The following is a 20,800-nucleotide window of genomic DNA, read 5'->3' as shown; positions in this document are numbered from 1 at the left end:
AGTTGTTAAATTGTCACTTTATGCTTTTTTAGGAACACTAGAAATAGGTTTAATTTATGGTTTAGTTGCAATAGGAGTTTATCTTACATTTCGTATTTTAGACTTCCCTGATCTTACAGTTGATGGAAGTTTTACACTGGGAGCTGCTGTAACAGCAACTTTAATCGTTACTGGGTTTAATCCTTATTTATCTACATTATTAGGAACACTTGCGGCGGCAAGTGCTGGATTAGTAACTGCTTGGTTAAATCTTCGTTTTAATATTCTTCATCTTTTAGCTAGTATTCTTACTATGACAGCTTTATATACTATTAATCTTCGTGTTATGGGTAAGCCTAATGTTGCGTTAATTATGGAACCAACTGTATTAACTCCATTTGAGAGTTTAGGGATTCCTGCTATGTATATGAAGGTTATATTTGTTGGATTTTGTGCCATAATTGCTGGTTTATTAGTAGCTTGGTTTTTATATACTCAATACGGTTTAGCAATGCGTGCGGTAGGTTCAAATAAACGAATGGCTCAGGCAAATGGAATTGTAGTTAATGAAAAAGTATATGTAGGACTTGCTTTATCTAATGGATTAGTTGGGCTTGCAGGTGCTTTATTTGCACAAACTAATGGTTTCGCTGATTCAACAATGGGAATAGGAACAATTGTCGTTGGTTTGGCTGCTGTTATTATTGGAGAATCTCTATTTGGTAGCCGGTCACTTTTAATTATTGTAATGAGCTGTATACTTGGATCTATTTTATACAGACTAGCAGTTTCTATGGCACTAAATTCAGATTTCCTAGGATTTCAAGCTTCTGATTTAAATCTAATTACAGCAGTTCTTGTTACATTATCTTTAATCTTTCCAAAATTACGTAGTGAATGGAAGGCAAAAAAAGCCAAAGTAAAAGGAAAAGAAATATGATCAAATGTGAAAATTTACATGTTACCTTTAATCATGGTTTAGCAACAGAAAAACTAGCCTTGCGTGGAATTGATTTAACTATTCCAAGTGGTCAATTTGTTACTGTTATTGGCTCAAATGGTGCAGGTAAATCAACTCTACTTAATACTATTGCAGGTGATATTGAAACAACTCATGGACATATCTTTTTTAATGATAGAGAGGTAACAAATTTACCTGCAACTGGTCGTACTAAAGATATAGCACGTGTATTTCAAGATCCACTGGCAGGAACTTGCGGTGATTTAACAGTAGAAGAAAATATGGCACTTGCATATGGGCGTGGACAAAAAGGTTCTTTATCTTTGGCCTTAAATAATCAATTACGAAAAATCTTTCAAGAGCAGTTAAGTAGACTAAATCTTGGTCTCGAAAATAGATTGAATTCTCAAATGGGACTTTTATCTGGAGGACAACGTCAATCTGTTTCTTTATTAATGTCTGCATTACAACCAAGTAGTATTTTACTCTTAGATGAGCATACAGCTGCACTTGATCCTAAGACAGCTGCTCTTATTATGGATATTTCTGCACAAATTATTAAAGAAAAGTCATTAACGGTAATGATGGTAACTCACTCAATGCGTCAAGCATTGGATTATGGCTCTCGTACAATCATGCTACATGAAGGTAAAATCATCTTTGATTTAGAGGGGAAAGAACGATCAAACTATGAAGTTAAAGATTTACTTAATTTATTTGCACTTGCACGTAAAGATGGTGAAGAATTAGACGATGATAAATTATTATTAGATAGTTAATTCCCAATTCAAAACAATATAAGTATCTTGCCAAAATTGGCGGGATACCATTAAATCAATCTCTCTTTACAATTTTTAATCTGTAATTATCTTTTGAACAGGCGTATGATTCTAATATTTTAGATATAGCCTTAAGCTTGAAAAATCAAGCAAAAAAAAAGCTTTCAGCCAAAAGAACCTAAGTTCAAATAGATGAAAGCTTGTTTTATGGTACTCCCAGTACGATTCGAACGTACGGCCTACGCCTTAGAAGGGCGTTGCTCTATCCAGCTGAGCTATGGAAGCATTTAAAAAGTTGTTTAAGTCAAAAAAGCCTTACACAAAAAGTAAAGATACTTCTTATATAAGGCTTTTTGAAAATGGAGCGGGAGACGAGACTCGAACTCGCGACAGTCTGCTTGGAAGGCAGAAGCTCTAGCCAACTGAGCTACTCCCGCTCAATAGTGGTGCGGATGAGAAGACTCGAACTTCCACACCGTGAGGCACCAGATCCTAAGTCTGGCGTGTCTACCAATTTCACCACATCCGCATTATAATAAGTTTTTAAGAAAAAAAGTTTAGTTGGTAATCTAAACTAAAAAAGTGGTACTCCCAGTACGATTCGAACGTACGGCCTACGCCTTAGAAGGGCGTTGCTCTATCCAGCTGAGCTATGGAAGCAACAATAATAAAAAATGGGGTAAGTAATGGGGCTCGAACCCACGACCCTCTGAACCACAACCAGATGCTCTAACCGACTGAGCTATACCTACCACAGGTTAAAAATAAAGTGGTCGGGGCGAGAGGATTCGAACCTCCGGCCCCCTGGTCCCAAACCAGGTGCGCTAACCAGACTGCGCTACGCCCCGACAAAATATTTTTGAAGTTTCACTAAAAGTGGACGGAATTATAATAAATTATAAACTATTTGTCAAGTGTTTTTAGAGGGAATTTCTAAATTTGTCGAAATTCCCTCTTTTCTTCATTAAAAATGTATTAATCCATCAATAGGAGAACTAGCAGTTGCATAGGGTTTTTTAGGGATTCTACCCGCTTGATAGCTCAATCTTCCAGCTATTGTTGCATATCTAAAAGCTTCTGCCATTGCCATTGGATTTTGAGCTTGAGCAATAGCAGTATTAGCTAATATACCATCTGCACCTAATTCCATAGCATAAGAAGCATCAGATGCACATCCTAAACCTGCATCAACTAATACTGGAACTTTTACTGCATCTCTAATAAATGCAATGTTATATGGATTTTGAATTCCTAATCCTGAACCTATTGGTGCAGCTAATGGCATAATTGCATCTGCACCTGCATCTTCTAGTCTTTTTGCAATAATTGGATCATCACTTGTATAAGCCATAATTGTAAAACCTTCTTTTTTTAAGATTTCGCAAGCTTTTATTGTTTCTATTACATCTGGGTATAAAGTTTTCTTAGCATCACCAATAACTTCAAGCTTTATAATATCAATACCAGTTGCTTCTCTCATTAGTCTAAAAGTTGTTATTGCTTCTTCTGCTGTGAAACACCCTGCACTATTTGGTAATAATTTAATATTAGTACCTTTGAAGTAATCTAATAAGTTTTCTTCATTTGGATTAGTAATATTTACCCTTCTAATTGCAACTGTAATTAATTCACTTCCACTTGCAAGGGTAGCTTCTTTAGTTGTTTGAAAATCTTTATATTTTCCAGAACCAACTATAAGCCTGCTATTAAATTCATATTTACCAACTATTAATTTATCATTCATTTGTATTTTCTCCTAATATTTTTTATATTCTTTTACTTCTATTTTAATATTTATTTGAATAATTTCGCGCACATAATAACTTTGTAATTCTTTGATATTGCTTTCACAATCTTCTTATTTCTTCAACTAAATCAGATGGTATCATTGAGTAATTATTTTTACTATATTTTCTTGCAGCTAGTGTATGAGCAAGACTAGCTGAGATAGCTGCATCAAGAGGTTTATACTTTTGAGCTAGCAAAGAGCCGATTAATCCACTTAAGACATCACCACTCCCACCTTTGCTTAAAACTGCACTTCCAAATGTATTTACATATAGTTTTTCATTTTGTGAAATAATTACATTTGCACCTTTTAATAAAAGTACAATTTTTGGATATTTCTTTGAAAATTCTTCTACATATTTAAATCTATTGTTTTGTAACTCAATTACATCTATATCTGTTATTTTGCAAAGCTTTAATAAAGAACAAAACTCTTTTGGATGGGGAGTTAAAACAATTTCTTTGTCTAAAAACTCACAAATTAATTCATCATAAAATAAATCAGCATCTATTATCTTTGGAATATCTGTATTTAATAATTTTCTAATTTCTTCTTTATCATATTTACCCAAACCCATTCCCATAGCAATTGCTGTACAGTTTTCACTTATAGTATCTGTTTGCATTATATGATATGGCAAATCTAAATCTTCTTTTGATATTACACTTAGAAGTCCAGTTCCAAATCCAAAAGCAGCTTTTGAAGCTATTATTCCTGCACCTCTTTTAGACCCAACAATTACATTTAAATGACCATAAGTTCCTTTGTGTGCATTCTTTTTATTTCTAAAAGGAAGTTTCATATCACTTGCTTCTAATAAATATTTATTTGATTCTACTTCATAAAGATTTCTTTGAACTCCTAAGTTTGCTACTATTATTTCTCCCACATAATCTTTTGCAAGATCTGTAAATAGTGAAGTTTTTAAAGCTCCCATAGTTATCGTAATATCAGCTTCAAAAGCTATTGATTCTACTTGACCTATATTATTTATTCCACTTGGTATATCACAAGCAATTTTTATTGAGTCATATGAGTTTAGAGTATTTATAATATTTATTGAGTCTTCATTTAAAGGTTTATTTAAACCCGTCCCAAATAAACAATCAACAATAATATCAGCAGGAGAAAGAGCATCTACAATTTCTAATCCTAGAGCTTCAACTCTTTTAAGTTGAAGTTCTGATATAGGTGATTTAGGGCTTGAAGCTAAAAAAAGTTTGACATTGAATTTTGTATGAAGAAGTCTAGCTAGTGTTATTCCATCCGCACCATTGTTACCACTGCCACACACAATTAAAATAGAGTTAAGATGTAAATAGTTTTCACTAATATACAAAGCCATGCTTGAAGCTGCATGTTCCATAAGTAAATCTTCACTTAAAAAAAACTTCTCATAACATCTCTTATCTAAAGAATTAACCTCATCAAATAGCTTTTGCATTAATAATCCTAATCTGTTTTTTTACTTAAAGCTTCCATTACTACTCCTTGCAATATTCCACCTAATAATATATAGGTAAATAAAACTACAGTAAATGTGACACCAAAATAATCAATCATAATTGGTATAAATGGAATTTTTATAGATCTGGTATACATAAAAGCAGCCAACAATCCATCTTTTAATCCATTCTTTCGAAATTCACTAAGCATTGGATACCAAATATACATAGGCCCGTGACTTACAACACCACCTAAAATCGAATAAATCCAAGCTTTGATTCCACTATCTTTGCCAAAATGTTTCATTATCATCTTTGGTTTTAGAAAATAGTTAATCAATGTCGTAATAAAAATAATCATTACAAAAATAGGTAGAAGCTTTAATAATATTTCAAAACTTTTTGTTAAAGCGAAAATACTTCTTTCTCCATCAAACAAAAATATCAATATATAAATTATTATAACAAAAAAAAGAAATTTAATCCCTTTAAAATCTAAATCTTTTATTTTCATGACAAAATCCAGTTTACTGTTGATACAGTACACAATGAGACTAAAATAGTTGTGATAAAAGTAAATAGTGTTCTATAAAAAGTAAATCTTAATCCAAATATTTCTACTTCAGCAGGAAGTTGTACAAGACCTATTGTAACCCAAGATAAAATAAAAGCAGTAACAGCATATAGAGAAACACCTGCATCTGTTAGTTCTCCACCTAAAATATAACTAATCATAGGATTACCTGTTAAAACACCTCCCAGTAATGTTCCTGTAATTGTATCTATAAAATTATTTGATATAAAAAATGAGAGTAAAATATCTTTTGTAATATATACATCAAATATTCCTAGTAATAAGAGTATGGCTAAAAGCATAGGAAGCATTGATAAAAAACCTTTTAGAGATTTATTAAATGCATCCTTTATATTGTTTTTTTCTTTCATAATATCTACTTTCTTTTATTATAAGCTGTAATTATCTTTTTCTAAGATAATTGCTTTAAAAGACCTATAAAAAGATTTTATGAAAGTATTCTAGCTATTTAATTATTATGAATTTCTTATATTAATTATAATCAAAACTTATAATATCTATTTTCTAAATTTCCAACCATCACTTTCAAGAACCGTTTTAATTTTTTCTTTTAAATCACCTTGTAGTTCTATCCATTCATCTTTGATAGCTCCACCGCAGGCTAGTTTTTTCTTTAGTAGTTTTAATACCTCTTTTTTTTCATCTTCTTTTATATTAAATCTACCAACTAAAGTAACGGGTTTCCCTTTTCTTTTTTCACATGTGAAAACCAATTGATGTTGATTTTTAGGAATTATTTCATTTGAAGATTTTGATTGATTTGTTGATTTTTTCTTATCTTCTTTTACTGTATCAAAACTATCACCATCAAGTTTTGCTCCCATTGAAAAAGCTAATTTATCTGCTAAGCCCATACTAACTCCTTGATTCTTGATTGTACATCAATTTCATCTATTGAAATAAAATCATTTTGTTTGTATTGTTCAACTGCTACTCGTCCAATCATTGCTGCATTATCAGAACAGTATTTTAATTCACTCAAATATAGATTTGTTTTATGTTTAGCACACATTTCCTCTAACTGAGTTCTTAAGTATATGTTTGCACTTGCCCCACCTACTATTGCAAAGTTTTTAGGAACATCTTGTTTAAATAGTTTTTTTAGTTTTTGCATAATATGAGCTACTGCTGTCTTTTGGAAAGATGCACATATATCGTATTTATCTTGAAGTGTTATTCCACCTTCTTGATTTTCTAGTTTTTCAATTTCTAATCTAACTGCATTTTTTAAACCTGAATATGAAAATTCTATTTTAGGACTTTGCTTTAAAGGAATTGGTAAATCAAATCTATTCTCATCACCTTTTAAACCATACTCTTGAACAACTGGCCCACCTGGATATCCAAGTCCTAGCATTTTTGATACCTTATCAAAACTCTCACCAAAACTATCATCCATAGTACTTGCTATTACTTTCATATCATTTAAACTATTTGCTTCTATAATTTGAGTATGTCCGCCTGAAACTAAAAGAATTGTCATTGGTAAAATTTCATCTTTTTCAATAAATAAAGAATAGATATGACCTTTTAGGTGATTTACAGCTATCAAAGGAAGATTTAGAGAAATACTTAATGCCTTTGCCATTGTTACACCTTCTGTTAATGTCACAGAAAGTCCTGGGGCATTTGTAACGGCAATTGCTTTTAGCTTTGGGAAATACTCAACACACTCTTCAAGAATTTTTGGAAGTGCTTCTATATGAAGTCTGGCTGCTAGTTCTGGAACAACTCCTCCATAAATACTATGTTGAAGTTCTTGGGATATTTTTTTGTGATAAATTAGTTTGTTTGTTTCTATATCTGTTATTGCTAATGAGCTATCATCACATGAGCTTTCAATACTTAAAATCAAAGAATCACTCATTATTTCAACTCTTCATTTATTTTGCATTCTTCTTCTCTTTTTATCCAATCAAGGGCACAATCAAGTTTTCCAAATCCAGAAGCTGCATTTATATGTCCTGCATTTTCCATGATTTTCATTCCAATATTTAGATTTGTTTGAAGCTCTATTGCTTCTTCAATACTCATATATGGATCATTAGTTGAAGCTGCCATTATAACTTCAGTTGCTTTTAAATCTTTTGCTAGTGGGTAAGGATAAAATGTTTTAGCTTCTTCTATACTTCTATTTTTTGAAACGGGAGCAACTAACATTAGTTTATCAAGCTTTATATCTAGTTCATCACAGGTATGAAACCATAAAATATTTGCCAATGAATGACAAACTACAATATCAGGTTTGAAATGAGCTAACTCTTTTTTTAAAAATTCTTTCCACTCTTGTAGTTTTGGATTATCTCTTGAAGGAAAAGCTGGAAATGAAACAATATAATTCTCTTTTATTAAATCACTTGCTAATTGTGCTTGCCAATGGGGGAAATCACTTCCTCCAAGTCCATGAAGTATTAAAACCCTTTTACTCAACATACTATCCTTTTAATAATTTCTTACACATCTAACATATTTAGTTTTATGACGACTATCATAATATGCAGTTCCACTTATAAAATGCATATAATCAGCATAAAACCAAAGTGTTCTCCAATGAGATTTTAAAGCCCAATATCCATCTGGTACATTATATTTAAATGCTTTATTTATATAATTCTTTGTATTCTTTTTATCAACTATTAATTCAAACTCTTCAATTTCAGGTAATCGCCAATTATCAAAGCCTTTATATTGTAAGTTTTTACAATAAGTTTCTGCAATATCATGATCTTTTAAAGTTTTTATAACAGAAATATCATCTTGCCACATAAGTTTAGAACTATCATCTATAACTACTTCTCGTGTGCTATCTCTATATATTCTTGCATCTAGAAATGATAAAAAAATCATTAATAAAAGTAAATATTTCATTATTTATCCTTTATATTAGATACTTCAAACTTTCCTCTAGTTAATGCGGATTGAACATTTTCATCTAATAATTCAATAGACACTTTATAATCAGTTTTATAAACTAAACCAACTAGTTCTTTGTGTGAAGTTTTTTCTACTTCTATTGTACTATGTTTTTTCCATTCATCAAATTTTTTTTCATATAATGAAGTTATATCTTTTTCGAAACTATTTCTTGAATAAATCAAATATATAACCATTATAAGAAGTATTCCAAAGGGAATTAGTAAATCAAGACTCACAGTATTTTCTCACTTCTTTATCTATCTCAAAAATTTCATCTAAGCTATTAACTTTTACATTATTAAACTTATTTATTGCATTTAATGAAATCTTAGCCACATCTAAAAACCCTATTTCAGAGTTTAAGAACTTGGCAACACCTATTTCATTTGCTGCATTTAATACTACACCTAAATCAAGATTATTTAGTATTTCATCTTTTATTTCCCAAATTGGATATCTTGATGTTTCTATTTTTCTAAATTCTAAAGATGCAACTTCTACTAAATCAACAGGTTTTAAAATCTCTTCATCAACTTTTCCTAAAATTGCATAAGCAATAGGAAGTTGCATAGAAGCATTTGCAATATGAGCTGTCGTACTACCATCAGCAAAATTTATAAAAGCATGAATTAATGATTTTGTTTCAATAACTGCATCAAGTTTTCTAATATCAAAAAGCCAAGCTGCTTCCATTAATTCAAACATTTTATTAGTCATTGTTGCACTATCTATTGTGATTTTATTTCCCATTGACCAATTTGGATGGGCAAGTGCTTCTTTAATAGATACATTTTTTAATTGATCCAAAGGATAATCTCTAAAAGAACCTCCACTAGCTGTTACCATCATAGAATCCATTTTTTTATCTTGTAATAAATACCAAAGACCAAAGTGTTCACTATCTATTGGCTTTAAGTTTGTTTGATCTATAAATTTTCCAGCAACTACTAAAGATTCTTTATTTGCAAGTGCTATTTTTTTACCACATTCTATGGCTTTTAATGTAGGTTTTAAACCTAAAAATCCAACAAGAGCATTTACAACTGTACTTGAAGTACTTTGCTCAATTGCTTGCAAAATAGCTTCTTGTCCAAATAAAACATTGTTATGACAAACAAGATGAATATCTTCAACTCTATCAATAACAACAATTTTTGGATTAAATTCTTTGATTTGTTGATTTAGTAACTGAATATTTCTTCCAGCTACTAATACCTCAACATTTAGATTAAATTTACGTGCAATATTTAAAGTATTTACACCAATAGAACCTGTACTTCCTAGAAGTATCAAATGATTATCCTAAGTAGAACCAACATTACAATTGCTCCAAATAAATAACCATCTGTTCTATCTAAAACACCCCCATGTCCTGGTAAAAGTGTTCCACTATCTTTAACTCCGGCTTCTCTTTTTAAGTAAGATTCAAATAAATCCCCAAAAATAGAAGTAAAAGAAACAATAGATGAAACAACAATAGCTCCTACAATACCAACTTCATTAATAGAGAAAATTGAACCTAAAATTACAGCAAACCCAACTCCACCGATAACACCTTCAATTGTTTTATTTGGACTTGTTTCACAAAATTGTGTTTTCCCAAATCCTTTTCCTATGAAATACGCACCAATATCAGTACTTGCTACAATAATAAGTAACCATAAAAGAGTCATAACCCCATATTCACTATATAATGTTAATAAAAATATAAATGACGCAGTTGGGTATAAAAGAGGTAAAAACAGTTTTTGATTTAAAGTTTTCTTATATGCTAATTGTGATGCATAACCAATTGCAACAATAAAAATCAAATCTTCTGGCATTGGATAGAAGTATGCAGTAAGCCATAAAAGCGATGTATATACATAAATACTATCACTTTTTAAACCAAAAAGTTTTTTTGATTCAGATATTGAAATCATTAGCATAATTCCAAATACTAACCAAAATAGAAAATATGAATCTATATAACCTAGTATTAACATACCAATGATTAAAACGATTCCTGTTTTTATACGAGTTGAGCTTTCTCTTATTATTGTAGTCATTTATCAAACCTTGAATTTAAAAGTTTTTGATTATACTAAAATTTGGCTTTTGGTTGGTTTTATTCTCAATTTGAAGATTTATTTTCTGATATGTGTATTACCCTACCTCTAAAGGTAGGATAAATTGAAAATAATATTTTAAAATAATCCTGCAATTTGACTAGATATTTGCTTTTCTAAAATTGGTGTAGCTTCTGGTAATGTTAGGTTCATTTTTGTTGCTTCTGCAAATAGCATAGTTTTATGTTCAATATAATCTGTTTCATATTGTTGTGAATTTGCATTTGCAATATTTGAGTTTAATTGTCCTGATGCATTTGCATTTTTAATTTGACCTCCAAAACCATTCATAAATCCAGCTTTTCTTGAATCATTTACGCTTGCTTGTCCAGCTGCCGTTGTATTTGATGCATATACTTTTCCTTTTGCTTTTTCTCTGATTACAATATCAACTTGCATTTGAAAAATTGTATCTTCAGTAGCTTTAGCGATTAATCCTCCAACTAATGCTGCACCCAATCCAATTCCAGCACTCGCACCGAATCCCTTATTATTATACGCTCCAATTCCTGCACCTAAAGCTCCCGCTCCAACTGCTCCCGCTGCTGCATTATTTTCTTGTTTTTTATCACAATATAATATATTCATCATCAAAACATATGTAGCCATTTCTGGATCATCAACAACAGTATAACCTTTAGCTTCTAATTCATTTAATATTGTTTTCTCAAGATTTATTTGTTGCCCACTTGTATTTTTACTCGATACAAATATTAATCTTTTATCTTTAGCCACTGGATTAATAAACACACTTTGTGTCATTTTTGCATTAGTTTGTAATTCAGTTGTTGCACAACCACTAAAAAGTACTGAAGCAAGAGCGATACTTAAACCAAATTTTTTTATGTTTTTCATTAATTCTCCTAATAAATATATTTTCACAATAATTATACAATTCAAATGACTCTCAAATGACTCTTTTTTTAATTTTTACTCAACTTTCGCACATAAAACCTAACTCTTTTTGAGTGAAAGCACTTATCACTGCGATAATTTGAAATAAATCTTTATTATCCTTGACAACATTTTGGATTTCAGAGATTTTTGTAAGTATTTGAATAAAAAGTTGCATTGAAATTGCCAGTGTTTCAAGTTCGCACTCTAAATCTCTAAAAAGTTCTCCTAGTGTTTGTGGCTCATGCTTTATGCGATTGATATAGCTTACAATATTGTAGGTAAACATTGAAAGAGTGATTTTTCCAATAAGTGCTTCATAGATACGATTTTCTTCTTTTCCTAAGCCAAACAAGAGTCTTAGATCTTTATAACCTTGCTCAATATTCCATCTCTTTTTATAAGTTTCTAAAATCTCTTTACCTGAAATACTTATATCTGTTGATATAAAAACTAATAAATCTTTTCCAGTGTGTAAAAATACTAATTTAACTTTACCAAGGGTACCAAGTTCTAAAACTGAATCGAAATATTTATAAGATATCTTTCCATGTTTACCGCTATATTTGTGACGAATATTTTTTAAACTATCATATATTGCATTTAGAGTTTTATATTTACCTTTGAAGTTCCAAATGAGCTTATTATTTGGAAGTCTTGCAATTACAGGCATTCCTAAAGTATTTGCTTCTTTTATAAAATTTGGTTTAGCGTACCAGCTATCAACAAGTAGATAATCAGCATCAATTCCATTATCTAATGCTCTTTCTAACATCTCAAGAGCTAGAGTATTCTTACCTTTAATAATTTCACGCTTACGTTGATATGCGTTACTTCTATGATGCAATTTTGCTGTGAAATCTGATGTAGATTTTCTTTTACTATCATTCATCTTTATAGAAAAATCTAATTGAAATGTTGAGTGTGAATCTGCATAATTTAGAGACACGATATTTAGTGCATTAATACTTCTATGCTCTTTATTACTCCAGATATATTTACAAGTACCTTCAATAAATTTACCTCTTTTTGGTTCTACTGTATCATCGATAATTAGTAAGCGATACTCACCATTTTTATGCAATGGCTTTATCTTTTTTAAAAGTTCTGTAGCACTTAACAATAAAAGTTTACGCCAGTTATAACGTTTCTCTTTGATAAATCTATAATATACATCTTTACCATAAGCCTTATCACTATTTTTTATAAAAGTTGATTGTCTTTTTTGCATAACAAGCATATAAAGAAAGTGTAAAATTATTTGAAATGGTGGATATCCAACTTCTCTCTTAACAAAATTACTTTGTTTCAGTATTTTTGTGATTTTTATTTCTGATAACACTTCGTAAATTGGATTTTTTAATATGCTCTTCATAGCAGTTTCTATATAATTTGCAAGTTCCATAAGATAGACCTTTATAATGATGTTAGTGGTAACTTAATTATACTAAAAAGTGCCTACTTATGGGCTTTATTTATCAACTTTAGTTCATGAATTTAGTGGAATCTATGTGCGAAAGTTGAGTAAATTTAATAAAAGAGAAATTGAAAATATTTTTAAATTCAGAAGAATTATTTGATGAAGAAAAATCTAAAAAATTTGAAGATTTGATTAAATACTGCCATATTGATTTTAAAGAAGAAAAAACGTTTAAAAATTTAGAAAATTTATTAAAAAATAATCAAAATGAAGAACGAATATTTTACTTCTCAACTTCATCAGATTTTTATGAAACTATTTGTAAATCACTAAATGATTATAAATTAATAAGTGAAAATTCAAGGGTTGTTTTAGAAAAACCTATTGGAAAAGATTTAGATTCTTCAAAAGAAATTAATGAAAAAGTTTTAGGGTATTTCAAAGAAGAACAAATTTACAGAATTGATCATTATTTAGGTAAAGATACTGTTCAAAATCTTTTAGCTTTAAGATTCTCAAATAAAATGTTTGTACCTTTATGGGATGCAAATAATATTGATCATATACAAATTACACTATCAGAAAGTGTAGGTGTTGAAAGTAGATGGGAATTTTATAATGAATATGGAGCGATGAGAGATATGGTTCAAAACCATCTTATGCAATTAGTTTGTTTACTTGCCATGGAACCACCTCACTCTCTTGACCCAAATGCAATAAGAGATGAAAAATTAAAAGTTTTAAATTCACTTAGAAATATTGAAGAAAAAGATATGAAAGATCATACTGTTCGAGCACAATATGTAGCAGGAACAATTGATGGAAAAGAAGTTCAAGGTTATTTGGATGATGGTAAATCTACAAGTGATACAGAAACTTTTGTAGCTTTAAAAATTTTTATTGATAATTTTAGATGGAGTAATACACCTTTTTATATAAGAACTGGTAAAAGAATGTCAAGTAAGAATTCTGAAATTGTAATACAGTTTAAATCTATTCCATATTCAATTTTTGATAATTATACAATGCCAAATAAATTAGTAATATCTTTTTACCCAGATGAAAGTATTACACTTAATCTTATGCATAAAATACCAGGACTTGATGAAAAGATGAAACTTCAAGAAGTTAGTTTAGAATTAAATCCCCCAAGAAGTTTTGTAAGAAAAAATGAAGCTTATGAAAGATTACTTTTAGATGTAATAAGAGCTAATCCAACTTTATATATGAGACTGGATGAAGTTAAAGCTGCTTGGAAATGGACTGATAAAATTATATCTGCATGGCAAAATAATATCACTCCAATGGAAACATATAAAGCAGGAACAAATGGTCCAAATAGTGTTGTGTCAATGATGGCAAAAGATGGAAGAGTTTGGCATGAACACTAATTTTTATACCTTTACAAATCAAAAAACTTTAATTGAAGATTTTTCAAAAACAATAATTGATAAATTGGAAAAAGCAATAGAAAAAAAAGGTGAAGCAGTTTTACTTGTATCAGGTGGAAATACTCCAAAACCTCTTTTTGAAAAATTGAGAACTTTTGATATTTCTTGGAATAAGGTAAAAATTGGTTTAGTTGATGAAAGATGGCTTGATGGTAAGCATGAAGATAGTAATGCAAAATTAGTAAAAGAATATTTACTAAAAGATAAGGCCTCAAAAGCTTTATTTATCCCTTTGTATCAAGAAAATTTAGATCCTTTAAAATCTATTGATATTTGCTCAACTTTGGTTAAAAATAAGTTGTTTCCATGTGATGTACTTATTTTAGGTATGGGAGATGATTTTCATACTGCTTCTCTTTTTCCAAATAATGAAAAATTAAAAGATGGAATTGATTTAAATAATGAAAAGTATTGTGTAAGTATGACTCCTTCAACAGCAAAACATACAAGAATGAGTTTAACTTTAAGTGCTATTTTGAAAGCAGATAATATATATTTACATATTCAAGGTAAAAATAAAAAAGAAGTATACGAAAAAGCATTAAAAGAGAATGATTTTTTACTTTCACCTATATCTGCAGTTTTAAAAAATGAAAAAAAACAAATAGAGGTATATTACAATGAATAAGATTATCCAAGAAGTTACAAATAATATAATAGAAAGATCAAAAACAAATAGAAAAATTTATCTTGACATGATAGAACAGTCTAAATTTGAAGGTATGAATAGAAACAAAATGGGTTGTAGTAACCTAGCTCATACAATTGCTCCAATGAGTGATGGAGAAAAAGAACTTTTAATGGATATGGAAATTGCAAATATTGCAATAGTAAGTGCTTATAATGATATGTTATCAGCTCACGAACCTTATAAAAATTATCCTAGTATTATAAAAGAAGAATTACTTAAAAATAGAGCAACGGCACAAGTTGCAGGTGGTGTTCCAGCAATGTGTGATGGAATTACTCAAGGTAAAGAAGGAATGGAATTAAGCTTATTATCAAGGGATAATATAGCAATGGGAACAGCAATTGGCTTATCTCATAATGTGTTTGATGGAGCTGTTTATCTAGGTGTTTGTGACAAAATTGTTCCAGGGCTTTTAATGGGGGCTTTAAGTTTTGGACATTTACCAGCTGTATTTATACCTTCTGGCCCTATGCCTTCTGGTATTTCAAATTCAGAAAAAGCTAAAAAAAGAGAAGCCTTTGAACAAGGTGAAATAAACAAAGATGAACTTCTAAAAGTAGAAGCACAATCTTATCATAGTTGTGGAACTTGCACATTCTTTGGAACTGCAAATTCAAATCAAATGTTACTAGAAATGATGGGTTTACAACTTCCAAATGGATCTTTTGTAAATACAAATACGCCTTTAAGAACAGAGTTAACAAAAGAGGCTTCAATACAGATTTTAAATTTAGTTAAAAAAGATGGCTATGCATTAGCAGATATTATTGATGAAAAAAGTTTTGTAAATGCAATTGTTGGACTTATGGCAACTGGTGGTTCAACTAATCATTCTATACATTTAATTGCAATGGCAAAAATAGCAGGAATTACTTTAACATGGGATGATTTTGATGCTATTTCAAAAGTAACTCCTCTTTTATGCAAAATGTATCCAAATGGTAGTTTAGATGTTAATCACTTTAGAGATGCAGGAGGAATGGGAGTTGTTATCTCTCAGCTTATAAAAGCAGGACTTGTTCATAATGATGTAAAAACTATTATGGGTGTTGGATTAGATGATTATTGTGTTGAACCAAAATTAATAGATAGTAAACTTGTTTTTCAAAAAGATTGCAATATTTCTAGAAATGATGAGGTAATTAGTTCAATTGAAAATCCTTATAGTAAAGAGGGCGGATTAAAATTATTAAAAGGAAATATAGGAAGATCTGTAATTAAAACATCTGCTTTAAAAGAATCTCAATTATATATAAAAGCTCCAGCAATAGTGTTTGAAACACAAAGTGCGTTAAAAGAGGCATTTTCAAGGGGCGAATTAAATAAAGATTTTATTGCTGTAGTTAAATTCCAAGGTCCAAAAGCAAATGGTATGCCTGAACTTCATGGATTACTTCCGATTATGGGATTAATACAAAATCAAGGGTTTAAAGTAGCAATAGTTACAGATGGAAGAATGTCAGGAGCTTCTGGAAAAGTACCAAGTGCAATACATTTAACACCTGAAGCAGTTGAAGGTGGTATGATAAATAATATTAGAAATGGTGATATGCTTTGTTTGGATGTTAAAAATGGTAAATTAGCACTTGAAGAGTCAAGTGAAGAACTTATTAAAAGAATAAAGAATAATAAAGTTGAATTAAATAATGGTATTACATATGGAAGATTTTTATTTAATACTATAAGAGAAAATATTTCTAATGCAGAACTTGGTGCAACAATTTTTAAAGATTATGAAGGAAAAGAATAATGATTTTAAATGCAAATAGTGTAATGAAAATATCGCCAATCGTACCAGTTGTTGTTGTAGATAATGCTAATGAAGCATTAGATTTAGCAAAGGTATTATACGAAGGTGGTATAAGTGTTATGGAAATTACCTTAAGAACTAAAGCAGGTCTTGAAGCAATAGAAAAAATTGCTAATGAATTTCCTTCAATGATTGTTGGTGCAGGAACTGTGTGTGATATTCAAGATTATAGAAATGCTGTTAATAGTGGTTCTAAGTTTGTTTTTTCACCAGGAATTACTATGTCATTAATACAAGAGAGTAAAAATCAAACTATTCCTTTTATTCCAGGAGTTTCAAGTGCTTCTGAAATTATGTTGGCAAAAGAGAATGATTTAACACATTGTAAACTTTTTCCTGCAAGTTTAGTAGGTGGAGTAGATATATTAAAAGCTTTTGGTGGACCTTTTCCTGGGATTAATTTTTGTCCAACAGGTGGTGTAAATTTAAATAATATGAATGATTTTCTAGCACTTGATAATGTTTTATGTGTGGGTGGTAGTTGGGTATCATCATCAAAGCTTGTAAAAGAAAAAAAGTTTAAAGAAATAACTAAAATTGTTCAAGAATCTTTAGCAGTAGTTTTAAAGTAGATAGGAAATAATTATGAATGAAAAAAGAACTGTAGTTTTTAATAATTTACGACAATTAAAAAATAGACTTGATAGATTAACAATGAGTGAATTATTTGCTCTAAACCCAAATAGATTTGATGATTTTAGTATCAAATATGATGATTTATTGTTAGATTATTCAAAAAATCATATAGATAAAGATGTTATTAATGCATTTAAAGATTTAGCAAAAGCTATAAATTTAAAAGAAAAAATTAATGATATGTTTACGGGTAAAAAAATCAATATAACAGAAAATAGGGCTGTACTACATATTGCCCTTAGAAATGATATAAATAGTTCTATTATAGTTGATGGAAAAGATATTATGCCAGATGTTAAACAAAGTCTTGAGAAAATGGAAATATTTGTAAATGCAATTAGAAATGGTGAAATATTATCTTCAAGTGGTGAAAAGTTTACAGATGTTATAAATATTGGAATAGGAGGATCTCATTTAGGTCCTGAAATGGTAACAAAGGCTTTAAAACCATATCATGATGGACCAAAGATTCATTTCGTATCAAATATTGATCCTTCTCATATTTATGATGTAATTAACTCTTTGGATCCTAAAAAAACACTTGTATTAATTGCCTCAAAAACTTTTACTACTATTGAAACAATGACAAATGCAAAAAGTGCATGGAAATGGATGAGCAAAAGTGTTGGAGAAGAAAATGCAGGTGAACATTTTGTAGCAATCTCAACAGCCTTAGATAAGATAAAAGAGTTTGGTATTAGAGATGATAGAGTATTTGGATATTGGGATTGGGTAGGTGGAAGATACTCAATTTGGAGTTCAATTGGTTTATGTGTTATTTTAGCAATAGGTATGAATAATTTTAGAGAATTTTTAAAAGGTGCCCATGAAATGGATGAACACTTTTTAAATGAGCCAGTTGAAAATAATATGCCCGTAATCTTAGGATTTTTAGGTATTTGGCATATAAATATTTGTAATTATGTAACAAGAGCAATTTTGCCTTATGATCAAAGATTAAATGCCTTTCCTTCTTATATCCAACAATTAGATATGGAAAGTAATGGTAAAAGTATTACAAGTGATGGTGAGAACGTAAGTGAAAAAACAGGTGTGATTGTTTGGGGTGCTGCTGGAACTAACTCTCAGCATTCTTTTTTCCAATTACTTCATCAAGGTTCTGAAATAGTTCCATGTGAATTTATGTTAGCAGCAAATGAACATGAAGAGGGGATGAAAGAACATAAAGATCTTCTTATTGCAAATTGCTTAGCTCAAAGTCAAGCTTTAATGGTAGGTAGAAGTATTCAAGAAGTTATTAGAATACTTAAAAAAAGAGGTGTTCCCCATGAAGAAGCTATTAGATTAGCACCTCATAGAAAGTTTATGGGAAATAGACCTTCCTCTACAATTCTATACAAAAAACTAGATCCAAAAACTTTAGGAAAAATTATAGCTTTATATGAACATAGAGTTTTTGTAGAAGGAATTACATGGAATTTAGACTCATTTGATCAGTGGGGAGTTGAGTTAGGAAAAGAGTTAGCTTCTGATATGCTAACTTGTCTTGATGAATCAAGTGATAGTAAAAATAAAGATAATAACTATGGGGAACAAGATGCTTCAACAGTGGGATTATTAAATGCAATAAAAAGTTTCCAAGAATAATTAAATATCTGTTGATATCTAATTGTAAGGTTAGAATACTTCAAAGAATTCTTGTCTTTGAAAATTGAATTTAGAAAAAAGGAGAAATATAATGTCTAGTAATAAGAATTTTGAAAAGATTTATATAAGTAAAAATGAGATACCAAAAGAGTATAGATTAGAAACACAATTAATACAAGATGAATATTTAATTAATGGTGTAATAAAACAATGGAAAGGTCCAAAGCAGGATGTATATTCTCCAATTTGTTTAAAAGAAAATGAAAATAAACAAGTAAAATTAGGATCATATCCAATCCTTACTCAAACAGAAGCTCAAGAAGCTTTAGATTCTGCCGTTGCTGCGTATAATTATGGAATGGGTGAATGGCCACAAATGAAAGTAAGTGATAGAATTAAAGCAGTTGAGAATTTTACATTCAAAATGTTAGAAAAAAGAGAAGAAGTAGTAAATGTTTTAATGTGGGAAATTGGAAAACCACTTAAAGATTCTCAAAAAGAGTTTGATAGAACAATTGACTATATTAAAGATACAATTGAGGCATTAAAAAATTTAGATAGGAAAAATTCTCAATTAGAAATAGAATCAGGAATTTTAGCACAAGTAAAAAGATCTCCACTTGGAGTTACTTCATGTATGGGCCCATTTAATTATCCGTTAAATGAAACATTTACCACTTTAATTCCAGCACTTATTATGGGGAATTCAGTTATTTTCAAACCTCCAAAATTTGGTGTTTTATTACATAAGCCTTTACTTGAAGCTTTTAGGGATTCTTTTCCTAAAGGTGTTGTAAATACTTTATATGGGAGTGGAGAAGAACTATTAACACCATTAATGAAGAGTGGAAAAATAGATGTTTTAGCTTTTATTGGAAGTTCAAAAGTTGCAAGTACATTACAACATCATCATCCAAAGCCAAATAGATTAAGATCAGTATTAAGTTTAGAAGCTAAAAATGTAGGGATAGTAATGCCTGATGCTAATTTAGAAATAGCTGTAAATGAGTGTGTAACAGGAAGTTTATCTTTTAATGGACAAAGATGTACTGCTTTAAAAATACTTTATGTACATGAAAATATTGTAGGAAGTTTTTTAGAAGCATTTAATGAGAAAATTAATGAAATTAAATTTGGTCTACCTTGGGATAAAGATGTTCAAATAACTGCTTTACCTGAAAAAAATAAAACAAAATATTTAAAAGAGTTAATTGATGATGCTGTTTCTAAAGGTTCAAAAGTAATAAATCAAAATGGTGGAATTATTAAAGATACCTTCATGTTTCCAGCTGTTTTATATCCAGTGAATAAAAATATGAGAGTTTATCATGAAGAGCAATTTGGTCCAATAGTTCCAATTCTTACTTATAAGAATATACAAGAACCAATGCAGTATCTAATGGAGTCAAATTATGGCCAACAAGTAAGTATTTTTGGAAATAATTCAGATGAAATTGCAAAAATGGTAGATAGTTTTGTAAATCAGGTTAGTCGTGTAAATATTAATGCACAATGTCAAAGAGGGCCTGATATTTTCCCCTTCACAGGTAGAAAAGATTCAGCACAAAGTACACTTTCAGTTAGTGATGCATTAAGAGCATTTAGTATTAGATCAATGGTTGCAATTAAAGAAACTAGTGAAAATAAAGAGATTTTAACAAATATTTTAAGAAATCATAAATCTAATTTCTTATCAACAGACTTTATTCTTTAAAAGG

The 20,800-nt window shown here is 29.8% G+C and carries 21 protein-coding genes and 6 tRNA genes; 8 read left to right on the top strand and 19 right to left on the bottom strand.

Annotated features, from left to right (window positions below):
* Positions 1–10 precede the first annotated feature (10 nt).
* Both AACT_RS01570 and AACT_RS01565 read left to right on the top strand, forming a co-directional pair.
* Positions 11–919 carry an ABC transporter permease gene (locus tag AACT_RS01570; protein ID WP_172124335.1) on the top strand — a complete coding sequence of 303 codons (909 nt, stop codon included), beginning with the start codon at positions 11–13 and terminating at the stop codon, positions 917–919.
* Positions 916–1,719: an ABC transporter ATP-binding protein gene (locus AACT_RS01565; protein WP_172124333.1), complete on the top strand. Its 804-nt coding sequence runs from the start codon at positions 916–918 to the stop codon at positions 1,717–1,719. The genes AACT_RS01570 and AACT_RS01565 overlap by 4 nt, the downstream gene beginning before the upstream one ends.
* Positions 1,720–1,927: 208 nt before the next feature.
* Here the strand turns inward: AACT_RS01565 and AACT_RS01560 are convergent.
* From AACT_RS01560 to AACT_RS01470, 19 genes are all read right to left on the bottom strand, one after another.
* A tRNA-Arg gene (locus AACT_RS01560) sits at positions 1,928–2,004 on the bottom strand.
* 75 nt (positions 2,005–2,079) lie between these two features.
* Positions 2,080–2,156 (bottom strand) — tRNA-Gly (locus tag AACT_RS01555).
* Between the two features lie 7 nt (positions 2,157–2,163).
* Positions 2,164–2,248 (bottom strand) — tRNA-Leu (locus AACT_RS01550).
* 54 nt (positions 2,249–2,302) lie between these two features.
* Positions 2,303–2,379 (bottom strand) — tRNA-Arg (locus AACT_RS01545).
* Positions 2,380–2,394: 15 nt separating this feature from the next.
* Positions 2,395–2,471 (bottom strand) — tRNA-His (locus AACT_RS01540).
* 18 nt (positions 2,472–2,489) lie between these two features.
* Positions 2,490–2,567: transfer RNA gene (locus AACT_RS01535), tRNA-Pro, on the bottom strand.
* Between the two features lie 116 nt (positions 2,568–2,683).
* Entirely contained in the window at positions 2,684–3,463 is a 780-nt protein-coding gene (locus AACT_RS01530; RefSeq protein ID WP_172124331.1) for a thiazole synthase, read from the bottom strand.
* A 103-nt stretch (positions 3,464–3,566) separates the two neighbouring features.
* Entirely contained in the window at positions 3,567–4,952 is a 1,386-nt protein-coding gene (locus AACT_RS01525) for an NAD(P)H-hydrate dehydratase (protein WP_172124329.1), read from the bottom strand.
* A gap of 8 nt (positions 4,953–4,960) precedes the next feature.
* Positions 4,961–5,260 (bottom strand): hypothetical protein, encoded by a 300-nt coding sequence (locus AACT_RS15670; protein ID WP_346726246.1) that lies wholly within the window; start codon positions 5,258–5,260, stop codon positions 4,961–4,963.
* A 203-nt stretch (positions 5,261–5,463) separates the two neighbouring features.
* Positions 5,464–5,898 (bottom strand): permease, encoded by a 435-nt coding sequence (locus AACT_RS01515; RefSeq protein WP_172124325.1) that lies wholly within the window; start codon positions 5,896–5,898, stop codon positions 5,464–5,466.
* A 147-nt stretch (positions 5,899–6,045) separates the two neighbouring features.
* A complete protein-coding gene (locus AACT_RS01510; RefSeq protein ID WP_172124323.1) occupies positions 6,046–6,402 on the bottom strand; it encodes an SUI1 family translation initiation factor in 357 nt (118 codons plus the stop codon).
* Positions 6,393–7,403, bottom strand: a complete 1,011-nt coding sequence (tsaD, locus tag AACT_RS01505) for a tRNA (adenosine(37)-N6)-threonylcarbamoyltransferase complex transferase subunit TsaD (protein ID WP_172128481.1) — start codon at positions 7,401–7,403, stop codon at positions 6,393–6,395. The genes AACT_RS01510 and tsaD overlap by 10 nt, the downstream gene beginning before the upstream one ends.
* Positions 7,404–7,414: 11 nt before the next feature.
* Complete coding sequence (locus AACT_RS01500; RefSeq protein ID WP_172128479.1) at positions 7,415–7,978, bottom strand: RBBP9/YdeN family alpha/beta hydrolase; 564 nt, start codon at positions 7,976–7,978, stop codon at positions 7,415–7,417.
* Positions 7,979–7,990: 12 nt separating this feature from the next.
* The gene (locus tag AACT_RS01495) at positions 7,991–8,416 is read right to left on the bottom strand and encodes an Lcl C-terminal domain-containing protein (RefSeq protein WP_172124321.1); all 426 of its coding nucleotides are present in this window, start codon (positions 8,414–8,416) and stop codon (positions 7,991–7,993) included.
* Positions 8,416–8,646, bottom strand: coding sequence for a hypothetical protein (locus AACT_RS01490; protein ID WP_228720513.1), 231 nt, complete (start codon positions 8,644–8,646; stop codon positions 8,416–8,418). The genes AACT_RS01495 and AACT_RS01490 overlap by 1 nt, the downstream gene beginning before the upstream one ends.
* Before the next feature lie 43 nt (positions 8,647–8,689).
* Positions 8,690–9,757, bottom strand: coding sequence for a 1-deoxy-D-xylulose-5-phosphate reductoisomerase (gene dxr / locus AACT_RS01485; protein ID WP_172124317.1), 1,068 nt, complete (start codon positions 9,755–9,757; stop codon positions 8,690–8,692).
* Positions 9,754–10,512 carry a phosphatidate cytidylyltransferase gene (locus AACT_RS01480; protein ID WP_172124315.1) on the bottom strand — a complete coding sequence of 253 codons (759 nt, stop codon included), beginning with the start codon at positions 10,510–10,512 and terminating at the stop codon, positions 9,754–9,756. The genes dxr and AACT_RS01480 overlap by 4 nt, the downstream gene beginning before the upstream one ends.
* A 138-nt stretch (positions 10,513–10,650) precedes the next feature.
* Positions 10,651–11,427, bottom strand: coding sequence for a complement resistance protein TraT (locus tag AACT_RS01475; protein WP_172124313.1), 777 nt, complete (start codon positions 11,425–11,427; stop codon positions 10,651–10,653).
* Between the two features lie 79 nt (positions 11,428–11,506).
* Entirely contained in the window at positions 11,507–12,871 is a 1,365-nt protein-coding gene (locus tag AACT_RS01470; RefSeq protein WP_172124311.1) for an IS4 family transposase, read from the bottom strand.
* A gap of 140 nt (positions 12,872–13,011) precedes the next feature.
* Between AACT_RS01470 and zwf the strand changes: the two genes are divergently transcribed.
* The 6 genes from zwf (at position 13,012) to AACT_RS01440 (ending at position 20,796) form a co-directional block, all read left to right on the top strand.
* A complete protein-coding gene (zwf, locus tag AACT_RS01465; protein WP_228720512.1) occupies positions 13,012–14,277 on the top strand; it encodes a glucose-6-phosphate dehydrogenase in 1,266 nt (421 codons plus the stop codon).
* A complete protein-coding gene (gene pgl, locus AACT_RS01460; protein WP_172124309.1) occupies positions 14,267–14,965 on the top strand; it encodes a 6-phosphogluconolactonase in 699 nt (232 codons plus the stop codon). The genes zwf and pgl overlap by 11 nt, the downstream gene beginning before the upstream one ends.
* Entirely contained in the window at positions 14,958–16,778 is a 1,821-nt protein-coding gene (gene edd, locus AACT_RS01455) for a phosphogluconate dehydratase (protein WP_172124307.1), read from the top strand. The genes pgl and edd overlap by 8 nt, the downstream gene beginning before the upstream one ends.
* Complete coding sequence (gene eda / locus AACT_RS01450) at positions 16,778–17,410, top strand: bifunctional 4-hydroxy-2-oxoglutarate aldolase/2-dehydro-3-deoxy-phosphogluconate aldolase (protein WP_172124305.1); 633 nt, start codon at positions 16,778–16,780, stop codon at positions 17,408–17,410. Before edd ends, eda begins: the two co-directional genes overlap by 1 nt.
* A gap of 13 nt (positions 17,411–17,423) precedes the next feature.
* Entirely contained in the window at positions 17,424–19,082 is a 1,659-nt protein-coding gene (gene pgi, locus AACT_RS01445; RefSeq protein WP_172124303.1) for a glucose-6-phosphate isomerase, read from the top strand.
* 91 nt (positions 19,083–19,173) lie between these two features.
* Positions 19,174–20,796 carry an NADP-dependent glyceraldehyde-3-phosphate dehydrogenase gene (locus AACT_RS01440; RefSeq protein WP_172124301.1) on the top strand — a complete coding sequence of 541 codons (1,623 nt, stop codon included), beginning with the start codon at positions 19,174–19,176 and terminating at the stop codon, positions 20,794–20,796.
* Positions 20,797–20,800 lie beyond the last annotated feature (4 nt).

It is taken from the genome of Arcobacter acticola (assembly GCF_013177675.1).
Lineage (GTDB): Bacteria > Campylobacterota > Campylobacteria > Campylobacterales > Arcobacteraceae > Aliarcobacter > Aliarcobacter acticola.
This window is presented reverse-complemented; position numbering and strand designations above follow the sequence as displayed.

What these genes read in the sequence shown, in the direction of transcription:
- AACT_RS01565 (WP_172124333.1), top strand. Translation starts at nt 916, where the DNA reads ATGATCAAATGTGAAAATTTACATGTTACCTTTAATCATGGTTTAGCA.
- AACT_RS01530 (WP_172124331.1), bottom strand. Translation starts at nt 3,463, where the DNA reads ATGAATGATAAATTAATAGTTGGTAAATATGAATTTAATAGCAGGCTT.
- AACT_RS01525 (WP_172124329.1), bottom strand. Translation starts at nt 4,952, where the DNA reads ATGCAAAAGCTATTTGATGAGGTTAATTCTTTAGATAAGAGATGTTAT.
- AACT_RS15670 (WP_346726246.1), bottom strand. Translation starts at nt 5,260, where the DNA reads ATGAAACATTTTGGCAAAGATAGTGGAATCAAAGCTTGGATTTATTCG.
- AACT_RS01515 (WP_172124325.1), bottom strand. Translation starts at nt 5,898, where the DNA reads ATGAAAGAAAAAAACAATATAAAGGATGCATTTAATAAATCTCTAAAA.
- AACT_RS01510 (WP_172124323.1), bottom strand. Translation starts at nt 6,402, where the DNA reads ATGGGCTTAGCAGATAAATTAGCTTTTTCAATGGGAGCAAAACTTGAT.
- AACT_RS01495 (WP_172124321.1), bottom strand. Translation starts at nt 8,416, where the DNA reads ATGAAATATTTACTTTTATTAATGATTTTTTTATCATTTCTAGATGCA.
- AACT_RS01480 (WP_172124315.1), bottom strand. Translation starts at nt 10,512, where the DNA reads ATGACTACAATAATAAGAGAAAGCTCAACTCGTATAAAAACAGGAATC.
- AACT_RS01475 (WP_172124313.1), bottom strand. Translation starts at nt 11,427, where the DNA reads ATGAAAAACATAAAAAAATTTGGTTTAAGTATCGCTCTTGCTTCAGTA.
- AACT_RS01470 (WP_172124311.1), bottom strand. Translation starts at nt 12,871, where the DNA reads ATGGAACTTGCAAATTATATAGAAACTGCTATGAAGAGCATATTAAAA.
- pgl (WP_172124309.1), top strand. Translation starts at nt 14,267, where the DNA reads ATGAACACTAATTTTTATACCTTTACAAATCAAAAAACTTTAATTGAA.
- edd (WP_172124307.1), top strand. Translation starts at nt 14,958, where the DNA reads ATGAATAAGATTATCCAAGAAGTTACAAATAATATAATAGAAAGATCA.
- eda (WP_172124305.1), top strand. Translation starts at nt 16,778, where the DNA reads ATGATTTTAAATGCAAATAGTGTAATGAAAATATCGCCAATCGTACCA.
- pgi (WP_172124303.1), top strand. Translation starts at nt 17,424, where the DNA reads ATGAATGAAAAAAGAACTGTAGTTTTTAATAATTTACGACAATTAAAA.
- AACT_RS01440 (WP_172124301.1), top strand. Translation starts at nt 19,174, where the DNA reads ATGTCTAGTAATAAGAATTTTGAAAAGATTTATATAAGTAAAAATGAG.